The organism is Helicobacter muridarum, assembly GCF_000765805.2.
GTDB classification, from domain to species: domain Bacteria; phylum Campylobacterota; class Campylobacteria; order Campylobacterales; family Helicobacteraceae; genus Helicobacter_A; species Helicobacter_A muridarum.
Window position 1 is genome coordinate 83,627 of sequence record NZ_JRPD02000006.1, and the last position, 15,746, is coordinate 99,372.

The 15,746-nt window shown below is 29.9% G+C and carries 14 protein-coding genes and 3 pseudogenes; 2 read left to right on the top strand and 15 right to left on the bottom strand.

Going from position 1 to position 15,746, the window contains the following annotated elements:
- Window positions 1-8: 8 nt before the first annotated feature.
- The 3 genes and pseudogenes from LS73_RS10600 to LS73_RS04310 form a co-directional block, all read right to left on the bottom strand.
- A pseudogene (locus tag LS73_RS10600) lies at window positions 9-395 on the bottom strand (Hpt domain-containing protein); the annotation flags it as partial.
- 64 nt (window positions 396-459) lie between these two features.
- Window positions 460-1,404: a chemotaxis protein gene (locus LS73_RS04305; RefSeq protein ID WP_034557666.1), complete on the bottom strand. Its 945-nt coding sequence runs from the start codon at window positions 1,402-1,404 to the stop codon at window positions 460-462.
- A complete protein-coding gene (locus LS73_RS04310) occupies window positions 1,382-2,221 on the bottom strand; it encodes a metallophosphoesterase (RefSeq protein WP_138069988.1) in 840 nt (279 codons plus the stop codon). The genes LS73_RS04305 and LS73_RS04310 overlap by 23 nt, the downstream gene beginning before the upstream one ends.
- 104 nt (window positions 2,222-2,325) lie before the next feature.
- On the opposite strand from LS73_RS04310, the gene thiS reads away from it, so the two are divergent.
- Window positions 2,326-2,526, top strand: a complete 201-nt coding sequence (thiS, locus tag LS73_RS04315; RefSeq protein WP_034557665.1) for a sulfur carrier protein ThiS — start codon at window positions 2,326-2,328, stop codon at window positions 2,524-2,526.
- Window positions 2,527-2,761: 235 nt separating this feature from the next.
- Here thiS and LS73_RS04320 read toward each other — a convergent pair whose 3' ends face one another.
- The 11 genes and pseudogenes from LS73_RS04320 to queF form a co-directional block, all read right to left on the bottom strand.
- Window positions 2,762-4,489, bottom strand: a complete 1,728-nt coding sequence (locus tag LS73_RS04320) for an SH3 domain-containing protein (protein WP_052089561.1) — start codon at window positions 4,487-4,489, stop codon at window positions 2,762-2,764.
- The gene (locus LS73_RS04325) at window positions 4,486-4,899 is read right to left on the bottom strand and encodes an ArsC/Spx/MgsR family protein (protein WP_034557664.1); all 414 of its coding nucleotides are present in this window, start codon (window positions 4,897-4,899) and stop codon (window positions 4,486-4,488) included. Before LS73_RS04325 ends, LS73_RS04320 begins: the two co-directional genes overlap by 4 nt.
- A 19-nt stretch (window positions 4,900-4,918) precedes the next feature.
- The gene (locus LS73_RS04330) at window positions 4,919-6,478 is read right to left on the bottom strand and encodes a Mur ligase family protein (protein ID WP_034557663.1); all 1,560 of its coding nucleotides are present in this window, start codon (window positions 6,476-6,478) and stop codon (window positions 4,919-4,921) included.
- 33 nt (window positions 6,479-6,511) lie between these two features.
- Complete coding sequence (gene nikR, locus LS73_RS04335) at window positions 6,512-6,940, bottom strand: nickel-responsive transcriptional regulator NikR (protein WP_034557661.1); 429 nt, start codon at window positions 6,938-6,940, stop codon at window positions 6,512-6,514.
- Between the two features lie 197 nt (window positions 6,941-7,137).
- A complete protein-coding gene (locus LS73_RS04340; RefSeq protein WP_034557660.1) occupies window positions 7,138-7,482 on the bottom strand; it encodes a hypothetical protein in 345 nt (114 codons plus the stop codon).
- A gap of 64 nt (window positions 7,483-7,546) precedes the next feature.
- A complete protein-coding gene (locus tag LS73_RS04345) occupies window positions 7,547-7,759 on the bottom strand; it encodes a hypothetical protein (RefSeq protein ID WP_034557659.1) in 213 nt (70 codons plus the stop codon).
- Window positions 7,760-7,966: 207 nt separating this feature from the next.
- Window positions 7,967-9,596, bottom strand: a pseudogene (locus LS73_RS04350) (Eco57I restriction-modification methylase domain-containing protein).
- 361 nt (window positions 9,597-9,957) lie between these two features.
- Window positions 9,958-11,103 carry an SMP-30/gluconolactonase/LRE family protein gene (locus LS73_RS04355; RefSeq protein WP_081955537.1) on the bottom strand — a complete coding sequence of 382 codons (1,146 nt, stop codon included), beginning with the start codon at window positions 11,101-11,103 and terminating at the stop codon, window positions 9,958-9,960.
- A gap of 14 nt (window positions 11,104-11,117) precedes the next feature.
- Complete coding sequence (locus tag LS73_RS04360) at window positions 11,118-12,269, bottom strand: hypothetical protein (protein ID WP_034557658.1); 1,152 nt, start codon at window positions 12,267-12,269, stop codon at window positions 11,118-11,120.
- A 10-nt stretch (window positions 12,270-12,279) separates the two neighbouring features.
- Window positions 12,280-14,076 carry an MBOAT family O-acyltransferase gene (locus LS73_RS04365; RefSeq protein ID WP_034557655.1) on the bottom strand — a complete coding sequence of 599 codons (1,797 nt, stop codon included), beginning with the start codon at window positions 14,074-14,076 and terminating at the stop codon, window positions 12,280-12,282.
- A gap of 142 nt (window positions 14,077-14,218) precedes the next feature.
- Window positions 14,219-14,725 (bottom strand): preQ(1) synthase, encoded by a 507-nt coding sequence (gene queF, locus LS73_RS04370; RefSeq protein WP_034557653.1) that lies wholly within the window; start codon window positions 14,723-14,725, stop codon window positions 14,219-14,221.
- 476 nt (window positions 14,726-15,201) lie between these two features.
- On the opposite strand from queF, the gene LS73_RS04375 reads away from it, so the two are divergent.
- Window positions 15,202-15,417 (top strand): 2-hydroxymuconate tautomerase family protein, encoded by a 216-nt coding sequence (locus tag LS73_RS04375; protein ID WP_104692292.1) that lies wholly within the window; start codon window positions 15,202-15,204, stop codon window positions 15,415-15,417.
- 77 nt (window positions 15,418-15,494) lie between these two features.
- Here LS73_RS04375 and LS73_RS10185 read toward each other — a convergent pair.
- A pseudogene (locus LS73_RS10185) lies at window positions 15,495-15,746 on the bottom strand (YbfB/YjiJ family MFS transporter); the annotation flags it as partial.

Below are 15,746 nucleotides of genomic sequence, written 5' to 3' on the forward strand. Positions count from 1 at the left end.
GTGCCTTTTGATATTGCTTGTAATTTCTTCACACAGTCGCCAACATCAATTCCACTGTCAGCATCCGTACCATTATCTCTAATTACGTTAAGAAGTGCTTTCATGAGATCTATGGATTCCAAAATTACGTCCATTATATCTGGTGTAATCTTTAGCTCTCCTCTTCGTGCTTTGTTTAGCACATCCTCCATATTATGAGTTAAGTGAGTAAGAACATCGAAGTTCAAAAATGAGCTAGAACCCTTAATAGTATGCGCTACCCTAAAGATTCTATTAAGTAAATCTAAATCCTCAGGATTATTTTCTAATTCTACCAAATCTTGGTCTAATTGTTCGACCATTTCAAAGGCTTCTATTAGGAAATCCTCCATTATTTCTTGCATATCATCATTCATTAAAACACCTCACAGAATAGTTGTTTAGTCGCTAGATTATAACACAAAAAGAATTGTTTATATGTTATTCTAGTATTTTTGATATTTCTTCGTAGAAGACTTTGGCATCAAATTTGACCAAATACGCATCTACTCCTATATTCTTACTTTTTTCTGCACTAAATTTATCACAGATTGAAGAGTTAAATATTAGCGGTATAGTTTGGAATCTTTTATCATTTTTTATATATTCAGCAAAGTTAAATCCGTCCATTTTGGGCATTTCAATATCAGAAACAATAAATCTAATGTAAGATGATATATTATCCTCATGCTCTTTATAGAGTTCATTTAACATTTGGATTGCCATACTACCATCATGTGCCTCTAGCACTACAAATCCCATTTTTTTCAGGTTTTTCTTTAATAAGGCTCTAGCTACAGTGCTATCATCTACTATTAAAACATTCCCATCAAATTTTTTAAATACATCTCCTAACTCTTTTTTCTCTTGTTGGTCTCCATAGAAGTCAAGATCATCTATAATTCCCTCTAAGTCTAGAATCAGTAATGTCTTGCCGTCCTCTATTCTTGTGGTTCCTGTTATCTTGCTTCTCTCTAAATTGTGGCTATTGGAGCTAAATCTAGCGGCTTGCACATTATCCCATGTGATACGTCTTATAAGTTTTGCTTCATGTACTAAGAATCCGATCTTTAGATTGTTAAATTCCGCAATGATTATACGCTTGCTTTGCAGGGGTATTTTTGCTTCTCTTTCCTTAATATTTAGCCAAGCTGCCAAATCTACAAGTGGTATAATTATTCCACGCAGATCAAACACACCAAGGACATAATCAGGACTAGCAGGTAGGTCAAATGTCTCAGTCATTTGAATAATCTCTTGAACCTTGGCTACATTAATACCATAAATGCCTTCGTATATCTCTCCATTAATTTCCTCGTTTATACGAAAATCAACTAGCTCTATACCGTTTGATGAAACCCTATTAACACTTTTTTCTTTGTCCATTATCGTTTCCTACTTTTGTAATCAATGTATATGTTTTTGTGAAATATGAAGATGGCAATGCCACATATTGTATATTATCTTGTTCTATAGACTTCCCGATATGAAAATGTCCCTCAATAATGCAAAAATTATTATAGATTGATTTTTTATCTCTAGTCAGTGGCAAGATAATATGCTTTTGATATTGCATTATTCTTTCAAGCATAAATTCTCTAAAATCAGATCGATAAAATGAAAACTCTCCAATCATTCTCTGGCTAACTCTATATGCTACATTACGGTAGATTATACCACAACTTAATTTATCGAGCATTCTAAAAATGCCTATCAATATATTACTGCTCAAAATTTTTCTGTATGTATTATAGAGCGGGTTTATCCACAAATCTCCATGTGCTAATATACAAGCATCACCCTTCCAGTTATTAAGAATAATTGGTTGCATTTGGTATTCATAGATTCTTATATTGCCTGGTTTGTATTCTACATTGTGGGCTAGATTTTTAGTGAAGCAAAGTTTTGTTTTTGTGCCTTGTTCCCATATATATTTCAATTTGAAGTCATGATTTCCCTCTATGAATATTATTTCATTGTTAAAACTTAGCTCACAAATAACGCGTATTAATTCTTCATTTTGTGCTTGGCTGCTTTGTAAGGCTCCAACCAGTAAGTGGAAGATGTCTCCCATTAGAAAGATTTGTTTGCCTTTAGGAATCTCAAGGAATGATTCTATTAGCTTTATATCTCCCTGTTTGAAATGAGAATCTGCAATGAATACTGCATCTTCTTGCATTATTATATCTCTTATGAAAGTCATGTTATCCCCAAGTAAAATCTTCATTCTATTATAGAATCCATGAATTAGTCCTTAATTGTGATATACTATAGTATGGATATCGGAGTTATTATGAAGGAGATATTATGGAGCTTATTATCAATGGGGAGATAAAAACATTTAGTAATAATATTTCCATCTCTAATCTATTAAAAGAGCTTAGCATAGAGGAAAGAGTTGTAGCCATTTCGCTAAATTTGGATATAGTAAAAAAAGAATTATGGGATCAGACTATATTAAAGGACAATGATAGACTAGAGTTATTGCAATTTATGAGCGGTGGGTAAATCTTAATTAGGAGTTGTGACTTTGTTGTAATAGCTTGTAAAATTTACTCAAAAGGTTCAAATAGATTTTTTGAGCAGTTGAATTTTGTCAGCTAAATTATATGTTACTAGATATTGGTATTTGGCAATATGCTAAGCCTAAAGTATGAGATTAGAGTTTTATTGTCAATTTTTAAGCATTTGAGATAAATATCATTCAAGACTCCAATACAATATTTATAGTAAATCCTAATTTCTAATAGTTTATTTGTAGCTTAGACATATCAATACCGCTGCGCTCAAGATTTGTTGCTGTGTCATTAGTACTTGTGTATAAATTTGTAATACCCTGCACTCGAGATATTAATAAGTTGCTTGTAGTCTCACTAGATGTAAGGCTGCTTCCTACATACAATGTAGTGAGTTTAACTCCACCAAGTCTAATATCCTCTTGTTTGTTGTTGATTATAGGTTTCACACCCCACGCGCTGTGGGCCACAATTGCCCTTTTTTTGCCTTCAATAGTTTTGTAGCCTATGTATAGCATAATATGTCCGCGAAGCCAAATTATACTGCCAAATGGAATTCCATGTTCTATGATATATTTTTCTTTATCCTTATTATTCATATTTGATAAATCAGTGAATCCTCCACCAAATTTTGCCTGTGCTGCTGAATTTCTAGGCAGGAACACCCCAAATGTAGCAAAACTATCTCTAGTGAAAGCACTGCAATCTCTATTACCAAATAATCCTCCCCAACCATATTTTTGCCCTATCATACTATTGATAATGTTTGCCATATCTTTGTGCGTAAAAGGCAATGGAAAATCTGCAAATAGAGATGAGTTAAAGTCCACCTCGCGAATTTGTGCATAGTTGTTTATGTCTTTGTAAAATGTAATTAGTTTTTTATATTTTTTGTCGTATGGGAATATTTGCCCAATTCTTGCATCTAATATCCATTGTGACTTAGAATATACGGGCACAAAGTCCTTGTTTGGAATCTTATAATCTTCAAATTGTAAGATTTTTCTTTGTGTGTTTTTATCTACAAAAGCAATATTACGTGTATCTATCCAGCCTAAAACATACGGAGCTTGAACGTGTGCAAATCGTCCATCTTTGCTGAAATGAGTTATAGCTAAAGGTGTCCCTTCAAAGACTAAGCTATATTGCCATCTATCAAAAGGGAAGTCGCTAGCATTTTTATATCTAGGTTTATTGCTTGGCACACCTCGAATAGATGTAGCTTCTATTACAATGGCGTTTTTTGGATTCTTTAGGAATTCAGAGATATTCATATTATCTATAATGTTGCTAAATTCTTCTAAGGTATTTGGCATTAAATTCTCTCCGACCCCAAGCAAAGAGTTTATTTTATTTTCTAATTCAGAAATATCATCATTGTATTTTTTTAGTAGTTTTTTGTAGTTTTTAGCATTTTTATTTGGTGGATTTTTCTTTAGTTTTTTTAATTGATCTGAATATTCTAAGGCATTTTGTAATGATGGTAAGATATAAAATACATTTTCTTTATCAGTGTTAATGTTGCTTGGATTCCAGACTGCGTAGAATTTATCTAGATATTCTTGCTTGCCATATTTTTGCATAGTGTCAGTAGTAAAACTGCTTACATCGCTATCTATTGAGATTGCGGCTTTTTTATGATCTAGATAGAAGGATTGGAATCTAAAATTGCTGCTTGCTTTGATTTCTGTGCTATTGGTAGAATGGTTCATATTTGATAGTATATTGTGATTTATGCTATCTGCAAACAAGCCTATTGGAGCACCCAAAAGCAAAGATGTCGAAAACAAAAACAAAATATATTTAGTTTTGCTTAAGTTTTTTAGATTTTTAATGTTCTTAAAACCATTTAGATTCTTATTGTCTTTAGGATTTTTAGCATTTTGTGTAAATATAAGTCTTTTTTTGTTTATTAATTGCTCAAGGTATTTGGCATATAATGCTGCTAGATTCATATTATGTTCTCCTTGTTATATTTTATGTCTCTTATTAGATTTTCTAGCTGTTCTAATCCTATTGCTATCTTAGTAGTCTCTCCTTCTAGGATTACTAATGGTCTCTTTATAATAGAGGGATTATTTATAATCATTTCTTCGCTTATATCACTGGCATTTTTAATATGTGCAAAATCTTTGCTTAACTTTCTATATGTTGTGCCTCTTGTGTTTATAATATTAGCTAAACCATGATCATCTTGTGTTTTGCTTTGCAAGTTTTTAGTTAAGGATTCTAGAAATGATGACTCTAGTGTTTGCTTTTTGTAATCAACAAATTCATACTCTATATCCGCATTTTTTAGAATCTCAAATGCTTTTTTCATGCTATTACATGTTTTGATTCCATATATTGTTACTTTGCTTTGCATGATTTTTCCTTTTACTTGATTAAAATATCTCTCTCATAAGCAGCCAAAACTCCTCTCCTCTTTGCTTATATGAAGGATATTGGTCGATACTAGCGCATGCAGGTGATAGCATTATTGCTATATTTTGATTTGATATTTCATTACCTGTTTGTAATATTGTGCATAAATCTTTAGATATTTCTTCCATAGCTTGCCTTAGTGTTTTGCAAAATTTAGCTTCAATATCAAGTTTTTGACATTCAAGCATAATGTCTTTGCCGTCTTTGCCTATGCTAAAAACTTTGATTTTATGTTGTTTTATATATTCGTATAGTATATTTAGTTTTGCCCCTTTGGCATCTCCTCCAAGTATTAAGTAGAGGTTATAGATATTATAGGATTTTATTGCTGCTAGGGTTGCATGTGGGTTTGTGCCTTTTGAATCGTTAATAAAAAGCAAATTATTATGAATTCTCTCTTGGATTCTATATTCGCCAATTTTATACTTATCAATTAGACTAATATCCGTTCTAATTCCAGCAAAACTGGTTCCTGCTACGCTCATAGCGAAATCGAGTTTAAATGGCTCTTTAAATAGATTTGCATATTTGCTAGGAATTGCAAAATATTCACATAAATGTTTGGAATCTTTATATGCGAAAATATTAATATTTGCTAGATCTATAATCTTTTTGGCAAAATCATATTGATAAAGATCTTTAGGAATGATTGCGAATAGATTCTTTGCATTGCCAGATTTGCTCATTATATCTAATATATTTATCTTGTCCATTATATAGTTTTCATAACTGCCATGCCAACTAATGTGGTCTTGGCTTAATGGAAGCAATATATATAGATTTGGCATGGCGAAGTTACTCCAATGTAGGCTAAATGAGCTAGTTTCAAGCACCCATATATTTGCTTTCATGATATTTTTGTAATTATTATTTTCTTGTTTTGTGTCTTGGTAATGCAGAGAGCTAGGCAGCAAATACTTAGCACATCTTTTATCTTTTTCTTGATTCTCATTGTTGTTTATATTTTGTGTATTGATACAGTAGTTAAAAAGCATGTTAAGACTATAATCAATACTATTGTTTAGGTTTTTGTAGTCCAAGAGATTAACTAATGGTGTTCCAATATTACCACCAGCTTTTGCTTGTAACAATAGGGTGCTAATCTCTGTGGTTGTAGTCTTACCATTTGTTCCACTAATCCATATTGTGTATGGTCTATCTATAAACTTATCATGCTGCAAAAGAAAATACACAAAGTCATATTCACTAATAATATTGTTGAAGAATCTAAGATATGGCATATTTGGATTAATTCCCGGACTAATAATACTAATAGAGTTAATGATATGATTGTTGTTTATAGAGTCATTTAGTGGATAGTAGCAATTTTTATCATTTTTTTCTGTGCAGATTCCCATGCTATGCTCTAATTCGCATTGTTTAGCACTATCTACCAAAAATTTAGAATCATATATATGGCAGTGTATATTGTAATAGTTAAGTAGTTCTACTATTGGCTTGGTTGTGATGCCATATCCTATTATGTTTACTATTTGTAATGTGCTACATTCTATGCCCATCATTACTCCTTTAATAACAAATAATATGAAACATTAAATATCAAAACTTGCAGTTCTTGTAAGCTTGCAGAATTTTACTCCATATAGTCCGCCAATTTCTAAGCTAAGAGATTCTATATCTTGTTTATTTCCTGTTATAACAATTGTCTCTAAACAATTATTTGAATCTATATGTATATGTGTATTACAAATGATATTTACTCCAGCATTATGCTGTATTTCATTTAGACGTTGATTTAGCCCATTTTTATGATGATCATATACTAGCACTAGCACCCCTAGAAAGCCATTGCTATTTTTTTTATCTTCCCATTTGGAATCAACTAACTTTTCTCGTATTAAATCTCTAATTAATTCAGAACGAGACTGATAGGCATTTTGAGTAATTTTAGAATCTAGCTCTTGCAGTAAATTTGCAGGTAAGGAGACTGAGAATCTAATGATTTGGTTATTATCTAGCATACTTACTTCTTACATAATAGTTATGTAAAAATTCTATCACATAATACTATTTTTAAAAAGCCATTTTTGAAAAAATGCTATTTTTTATAATTTTCTTCATTGCTTGGTTTTTCACTCCCTCTCAATAATTTTTATTTCTTCATTTGTAAGATTATATAGCGAATAGACTAAAGTATTTATTTCTTTATCCGTCTTTTCTATTGTTTCATTGAAATTTTTATCTTTTGTTTTGCTAATTCTTTCACAAAATCGGCAAAAGATAGATTATAAAAACTTTCTATATTTTGCGTTATCTTTTTCAGATTGTAAGTTTCTTTAATTCTGCTAATAAATCTATTTGTTTTTTTCTGTAAATCTTTATTAAGAGACAGCATTTTTTCAGAAAGTTCTACTAATGGCTTCTGTTGCTTTGGTGTTGTTTTGGGAATATAGAAAGTTTCTATTTGACTTCCTTTCAAATAAATATAAGCACCACCAATTTTTGTAGAGCCATAAATAACATTATAAATATATGTTGTAAGTTTTGAATTAAGAATAGCCAAAACAAAATCTATTATATTTGATTCTATATCAAAATAATATATTCTATCTAATATATGAGTTTCTTTAATTATGCTTTATCGCTTTTATTTTTAAAACAGTTCGAGGAAGCAAGATTAAATCTTGTGAAAATTCTTTTATTTTTTCTTCTTTTTCTTTAGAATCCTTATATTCTATGAATAATTTTTCTACTGGAAAACAATAACCATTTGATAAATAAGTAGATTTTATTGCTTCTATATCAGATTTTTCTACAAAATCTATCTTAGAGTTTAGCAATCCTCTCTTTATAGATTTTGTTAAATCTTTTAATTGTTTAGATTTTTCTTTTACTTTATTTATTATATTTTTAGAATCATTAGTATTTTCAAAATCTATTAAAACTTTTGATTTATTTTTCTATATATGAATATATAAGGATAAACTGAAGCGTCAGAAAAAATATTATCTAAAGAAACATTTTTTATACTTTTAATGGAGCAATTTTTATTTATATAGTTTGATATATAAACCATATTCAGCAGATAAAAACTTATTAGGCTGAATCAATCCAATTAAACCATTTTGTTTTGCTAAATTTATTGCTAATTCATTGAATATGATATACAAATCATATTGTTTATATGCTGAAAAATATTTTTTCTATTTCATTTTTCTGTTTATTATCTAATTGAGTTCTTCTTACATAAGGCGGATTTCCAATAATTACATCAAAACCGCCTTTTTCAAAAACATCTGGAAATTCTTTCTTCCAATTAAAAGCCTTTTTTCCTGCTATTGCTTCATTATCAATAAGGGAATTGCCACATTTAATTTTATCGTTCAAAGTTGTTAATTTTCTATTTCGTGCTGCGGTATGAAGCCATAATGATAATTTGGTAATTTCTATGCTATCCTCATTTATATCTACTCCATATAAATTATTTTCGAGAATTGTATTCTCAATTTGAGAAAAGTTTAATTCATTCTTATGTATTTTAGACCAGAGATAATCAATTAAAGTATGCTCCTTTCTTAATCGGCTCAATGCTGAGTTTAAGAAAGCACCAGAGCCACACGCACAGTCTAATATTTTAAGACTTAAAAGCCAATCGCGATATTTATTTAGTCTTTCGTCTAATTGGTATATTGTCTTTTTTTGATATTTTTTATCAAAAGTATATTCTTTATCATTTATTTTCAACTCTTCTTTCTTTGCTTCACAAAGTTTGCCTATTGTATTTTCAATAATATATTTAGTAATATATTCTGGTGTATAAAAAACTCCGTCTTTCTTTCGCTTTCCTATATTTGCGTTTTTAGCCTTTATTCCTTTTCTTTCGTTTTCTATTTCTTTCTGGACTTCTTCAATTTCCGTTAATGAGTTTTCAAAAATCCTACCTAAAATATCTACGCTGATTTGACTTTGAAAGTCATAATTTGCCAATCTTTGAGAATGGATATATAAAACATCATCGCCAATCTTTACACTATCTAGTGTTTCATCTGGTTTGAATAAGCCACCATTATATGCAAAGACATCTTTTGAACTGTCGCTATCATTCTTGAAGCCTTTATCAATTCTATCAAAGAATGTTTTGAAAACATTATATAATGGCTGATAATAGCCTAATTCTTTCAATTTTTTATAATCGTTAATAATTCCAATAGCTGAATTAATGGGTAGCAGATTTCTATCTTCACAGAATAAAACAAACAAAATCTTATCAAGAAGCTTTTGAGTTTTTTTGAATAACAAAAGCTTGTCTATCTCTATATTGTTTTTTATCAAATCTTTAAATAAAGCCCCTTTGAAACTTGAATAATCGGAATAGAAGTTATTGGTTATTTCTTTTTCTTCTGTTAATGTCTCGTATTTTAATTTCAGTGGTATATCATTGGTTATGTTTTCTAATTGTAAAAGCAAATAAAGCAAATCAAAACTATCTTTTGATAGATTAAAAAGATTAAATTCTTCATATTTTATTTGAGTTTCAACATATAAACGCAATCTTTCGAAATTAGAAACTATTACATAATTACATTTTTCGTGATGATTTTTATAACTAAACGCTTGAAATGCTACTTTGTCTAAATCTTGCGTGTAAGTTCCCTTTAATTCTATAACAGCTTTCACTTCATTATTTATAATAATAGCTCCATCTGATTTCTTGGAGTTTGATTTACTTTCATTCTTTAATTCAGTAAGAATATTGTAATTTACTTCTGGCGCAATTGTATAGCCTAAGATGGAGCAAAATAAATCTCTAATAAAACCCTCTTGATATTGTTCTTATTTTGAGTTTCTTATATTTTTTTGTTTTTCTTTGTTTGCAAATATCTGGCAGTATAAAGAATATTTTTCAGTTAATAATTCTTTATCAATTTTTGATAGATACTTTTGGATTACTTTCTTTTGAAAGATTGTAAAACCACCGACTTATTATTGCTGATTGTATACCCTCCTTAATAATATTACACTTTTAGTATATCTTTGATTATCTCTTTATACCTGATTGCACATTTAACTTTAAGATATATAGCTTTGATAATGAGGCTACATATAATAGCGATTTGATTTGTTTGCTTGATTTTATATTAGATTCTATGTTGGAATATTTAGCTTGATGAGATTTAGCATCTCTCTGGAATTGTCTATTTATATTTAATAATTCTAAATCATTTAGACTAAAGGCAAAGTTACCAACTACTTGAGGGAAAATAATCTCTCCTAATAGCTTTCCACTCGCATTAAACACTTTTATGCCATTGGCACTACTAGACCATATATTTCCCATAGAATCAACTTTAATCCCATCAGGAAACCCAGGCTCAATAACAGCCAAGATTCGCTCATTTTTTAGAGTTTTATCTTTAGCTATGTCATAGGCTAGGATTCTATGTTGCAAGGATTTATTGTTAATATCATATGCTAGCTGGCTATCTGCTATATATAGAATCTTTTCATCAGGGCTAAGTGCTAGCCCATTTGGGGTTTTTAGTAATGGCGTATTCAGCCTTATTATATCATTTGAATTAGGAGAATATCTATATACAAATTCCCCATCAATTTCTTGTTTCCCTCCATATCCTTCGAGTGGATTTAATAATCCAAATCTTGGATCGCTAAACCAAATATCTCCACTGCTATCAACGATTAAGTCGTTAGGACTATTAAATTTCATGCCTTGATAGGAATCTAGTAATACTTTCCATTGTTCTTCTTTTAATGGCTTTGGGCTTTTTATTTGTTTTAATGTAGTTAAATTTAGTTTTTCAATAGCGCGCTTGCCATGCGATGCGGCTATGAGATTACATTTGGTATCTAGGGCATGACCATTTTGGAAATGAGAAGGTTTGAGCCAAATACTAGTTTTTATTTTAGGCTCTTGATTTTCCCAATCTATCTTGAGTAGCAGTAACACATTTGATTTTACATCACTAAAAACCACATTGCCATTTGGTAATGCTTGCACTCCTTCTAGCCATTCGCCTCCCTCATATGCAATAATTGGCTCTTGATTAGAATCTATAAGCTTGTGAAATGATTTGTCATACGACTTGAATGTAATCTTACTATTTGCACTGTGTTTTGCATGTGAGATTCCAAATGCTATAGCTATAAATAATATAAATATGTTCATTTCTATCCTTGTTGTTAATCTTTTAATCCCATATCTAATATTTTTGCAATTCTTGCTATATCATAGCTTTCTATTTTTTGCCTTGTTTCTTGTATATAAGATTCTACATTATTGGTTGTTATCCTATGCTTGTTTGTTGCAATAGAATCAATTTGCATTTCATTCATATCGCGCCCATAGTGTGTGGTGTCAAAGTAGTTTGCAAGCCTGTTGGGGTAATCTAGTGAATCAAAGCCATAAATTCCTACATTTTCCATGTCTTTTGTCATTTCTACTAAAAGCCTTAAAGACATCTCCCATTCATATAAGTCATATATCTCATCTTTCAATCTAAATGTAAGCCTAGTATATGGTGGTATTACAAAATAAAACTTGGTATTTGGGTTTTGTTTCGCTAAGAATAAAATATTATCATTTAAGTATGCTTCATGACGTTTTATATCTATTTCATGTTCTGCTACTGTAAATGGATTGTTAGCGAAATTTCTCAAATCATCATAGAGTTTCTTAGTTTTTTTGTTTTGGTTACGAGTTAACCATGCCCTTATTTCTTCATCTGTATCTAACTTTGTTGTGTCTGCTGTTTTTGTATTGCTTTGTGTATCACTTGATTGAATTCTTTGTCTATATGTGTTCTTATTTCCTACACATTCTTGGTTTAGAGACCATATTAGAGCGCATGAGATGAAATGATAATTTAGATATAGTTTTATGTCATTTATTGGGTTCTCATCATAGATATATTTAAAGTCTCTAGCATCTTTATCTACTGTTTGCCAAAATCCCTCTATAGACATGATGACTTGCTTTATGTTCTTATGCTTTAATCCATAGTTTAGTATTACTGCTTTTTCATAGTTGCTAGCCCCGCCTGTTGAGAAATTTACCCAAGTCCCTTTAAGCTTCTCATCTGCTAGTTTTTCATCTGATTTAAATAGCATTGATGAGCCCATGATTATAGAATCAAACTGATAAAAATCTATCACCCCTCTAGCTTGCGATCTCCCATGTCCAGTATAGTCAAAGAATGTAATATCTCTCCAATAAGGCTTATGCCAAATTTGCATAGGATCATATAGATATAATAAGATAGAAATGCCTGCTGCAAATGGTATGGGGACGCAAAGGACACATAGATAGAACAGTTTATATGGATTCTTTATCATGCTTATATCTCTAGAAACTAAAATATATAAATTCGCTGTAAGGGTTTATAATTAGTATAATTACTGATGTATATAATATAACCATTGTAAAAATAGCCCACATAGCATTAACTCTAAACTTACCTGTAATTTCTACACTATTTTTCAAACCTAAACACATAATAAAAGCTAGAACTATGTATATCAATGTATCATTTCTTCCATATATATTTTCTAGGAAATGAGGAACTAATCTAGCCTTATGCGGAATCTCAACCCACACAATACCAAACATACCCTTAAGTAAATTTAGCGCGCCTTGTAAATTTTCTGCTCTAAAGAATACCCAAGTAATATTGATAAAATTAAATGTTACAATCCAGCAAAGAATCTTATAAATTTTGGAATCTAGAAAACTTATTAATATGCCCCTTATTTTATTATTCTTAGCATCATTATCTTTAGAATCTCTTATACTATCAATCCACCAAGAATATATTCTATGTATAACCATTGCTATACCATGCAAGATTCCCCATATAATGAATCCTATACCAGCACCATGCCATACGCCACTAATGCAGGCTACAATAAATAGATTACGCAATGTAAAAATTTTATTGTGAATATGCTCTATCTTAAGCTTAGTATATATATACTTATTTATTCTTCTTTTATCTATGTAATCTTTGTTAGTATCTCTATTATGCTTGTCATTCCTATTGCCGCCTAATGGAATATAGATATAACTCTTAAGAAATCTTCCAAGTGTTATATGCCATTTTCGCCAAAACTCTGTAATATTTAAAGATTTGTAAGGTGAATAAAAATTAATTGGCAGCATGATATTAAATAGCAAGCCAAGCCCTATTGCCATATCGCAATATCCACTAAAATCAAAATAAAGCTGAAATGTATAAGATAAAGATGTAGCCCATGATTCAAATATATTTAAAAATCTTCCAGAATCAACAACACCAAAGCCAGCATTAGCCCATATTGAAAAACTATCTGCAATCACTACTTTCTTAAATAATCCAATAGAAAAAATAAATATCCCTCTAGTAATATTTTTGTGATTTAAAACCTTGTTATTTTTATTGGTAAATTGTGGCATCATCTCTGCATGATGTAAGATGGGACCAGCAATTAAATGTGGGAAAAATGTAACAAATAACGCATAGTTAATAAGGCTTCTTTCTTCTACTACCCCTTCATAACAATCAACCAAGTATGCAATCTGCGTAATAGTAAAAAAGCTAATACCAAGCGGCAAAATGATATTCAATGTAAGAATATCTTTATGAAATATATATTCTATAGTTTCTAAGAAGAAATTCATATATTTAAAATAACCAAGCAATGCTATATTAAACGTTAAGGCTATAAAAAGAAGTAGCTTTGGTTTTAGTATTATCAGAGATTTAGATTCAATATTTTTATATTTAGTTTCATTCTTTAAGACTTTAGAATAACAATCATTAGATGTATTAGATTCTTTGCTTTGATTTGCATTACCCAATTTTAATCCAAGCATATAAGAATCTAGGCTTAGATTTTGTAAATTTTTCTTAGTAGGTTTTAATGCAAAAGATTCTATATTTTTTCTTCTTGCTTTAATAATAAAGCCAGATAAACAATAATTAAATCCAATAGACATTAAGAGTAAGGGTAGATACCCTATATCCCAATATCCATAAAAGGACAAACTAGCGCACATAAGCCATATAATGCTAACTCTAGTGAATCCTTTATGATTTAGCATAAAATATATAAAAAATGTAATAGGTAAAAAAACAAATATAAATTCATATGAATTAAATAGCATGAGTTTCCTTATTTATTATGCTAAATTGTGTTATTGAGTTAAGCTCGATAGTATTTATCCTTGCTGTATTTAGTAGGCAAGTAATCATTATGTAAGTAAATTGCAAATGTTTTGCTCTATTTACAATTATTTATTCCTTGCTCTATCTATTAGTGATTATCTCTGGATATATATCATGTAATAGCAATCTCTTTTTTGCCATTTTGGCAAATCTCTTGCCATTGCCATAGTTTACATATGGATCTATGCTTAACCCACCACGAGGTAAAAACTTACCCCATACCTCCAAATATCTAGGCTCTAAGATTGCTATTAAGTCCTTAGCAATAACATTCACACAATCCTCATGGAATCCACCGTGATTTCTAAAACTAAAAAGATATAGTTTCAATGATTTTGATTCAACTATTTTGTTATTTGGAATATAGCTTATATATATAGTGGCAAAATCTGGCTGCCCTGTAATTGGGCACAAAGATGTGAATTCTGGGCAGTTAAATTTTATAAAATAGTCATTATCAGGGTGCGGATTTGGGACTGTTTCTAATATATCTGGGTTGTAATTAAAGTCATATTTTGTATCTTGTCCAAGTGATCTTAGCTTAGGCTTTCTTTCTGTTTTTCTTGTTTCTTGTTTAGATTCTTGCATAATTTGAGATGATCCTTTTATATGTTGTTTATATAGCCTGTGAACTTGTTCTTGATATTCACAGCGTAAAAATAATAGCCACCTTCCTTAATCTTTGTAAAAATGATAATATACAAACAAAAACTAGAATAAAAAACACAAATTTAAAATATGGAATTTTAAATGGATAATGAGCAATTGAAAATTTTTAACTGTTATGAACGATTTACAAATTCAACAAGCTGAATTGCAAAATAAGCAAATTGAAGTCAATGATAAATAATACTTCTAAAAATATAAATAATATTTCCATTACAATATCAAATAAAGAAAGAGCAAGGATTTACCACATTAAATACTTCTTTATCTATGTGTTGATAGTTATTTTTTCAAATGAATTTTTAAAATAATTAAATTTTGTTTTCAAGTTTTTAGTGTAAAATAGTAAAATTTAAAAATTATGTTAAAATATAAAGAAATCAAAATCAAGGATACCTATGCCCTTTGTTAATATAAAAATCACAAAAGAAAACGGCGAGCCTACTTTAAAGCAAAAGCAAGAGTTGATTGAGGGCGTTACAGATTTGCTTGCTAAAGTTTTGCATAAAAACAAGGCTTCTACTGTGGTGATTATTGATGAAATTGACACAGACAATTATGGTTTAGGTGGGAAAGCTATCACTGAAGTGAGAAAAGAGCAGGGTAAAAATTAGCTTTTCTTTGTTGTATTGGGTCATTGAAGCTTGTTGTGTTCCATACAAACCTTTAAAATGGGAGTTTTTATCTGAAGTCAATTATGCGAAGTAGTTTTTATGGGTAAAAGCACAAGAAAGCTAAATATTAAACAAATTCCACAAAAGATAAATATCCAAAAATATACGTCTAAAAAGCTTAATAAATAAGCAAAAAGAAAAGAAAAAATGGCTTGAAAAATTCCAAAAGTAAGAGTTAAAAAACTTGAGCTTGTGGTAAAATGCTCTTTAGAAACAATTTTTAATGCTAAGGAATTAGTGAGTGTTACATTACCGTTGTTGTAAAACCC

What these genes read in the sequence shown, in the direction of transcription:
- LS73_RS04310 (WP_138069988.1), bottom strand. Translation starts at nt 2,221, where the DNA reads ATGACTTTCATAAGAGATATAATAATGCAAGAAGATGCAGTATTCATT.
- LS73_RS04325 (WP_034557664.1), bottom strand. Translation starts at nt 4,899, where the DNA reads ATGCAAAGCAAAGTAACAATATATGGAATCAAAACATGTAATAGCATG.
- LS73_RS04365 (WP_034557655.1), bottom strand. Translation starts at nt 14,076, where the DNA reads ATGCTATTTAATTCATATGAATTTATATTTGTTTTTTTACCTATTACA.
- LS73_RS04330 (WP_034557663.1), bottom strand. Translation starts at nt 6,478, where the DNA reads ATGGGCATAGAATGTAGCACATTACAAATAGTAAACATAATAGGATAT.
- LS73_RS04375 (WP_104692292.1), top strand. Translation starts at nt 15,202, where the DNA reads ATGCCCTTTGTTAATATAAAAATCACAAAAGAAAACGGCGAGCCTACT.
- LS73_RS04360 (WP_034557658.1), bottom strand. Translation starts at nt 12,269, where the DNA reads ATGATAAAGAATCCATATAAACTGTTCTATCTATGTGTCCTTTGCGTC.
- LS73_RS04305 (WP_034557666.1), bottom strand. Translation starts at nt 1,404, where the DNA reads ATGGACAAAGAAAAAAGTGTTAATAGGGTTTCATCAAACGGTATAGAG.
- thiS (WP_034557665.1), top strand. Translation starts at nt 2,326, where the DNA reads ATGGAGCTTATTATCAATGGGGAGATAAAAACATTTAGTAATAATATT.
- LS73_RS04320 (WP_052089561.1), bottom strand. Translation starts at nt 4,489, where the DNA reads ATGAATCTAGCAGCATTATATGCCAAATACCTTGAGCAATTAATAAAC.
- nikR (WP_034557661.1), bottom strand. Translation starts at nt 6,940, where the DNA reads ATGCTAGATAATAACCAAATCATTAGATTCTCAGTCTCCTTACCTGCA.
- queF (WP_034557653.1), bottom strand. Translation starts at nt 14,725, where the DNA reads ATGCAAGAATCTAAACAAGAAACAAGAAAAACAGAAAGAAAGCCTAAG.
- LS73_RS04355 (WP_081955537.1), bottom strand. Translation starts at nt 11,103, where the DNA reads ATGAACATATTTATATTATTTATAGCTATAGCATTTGGAATCTCACAT.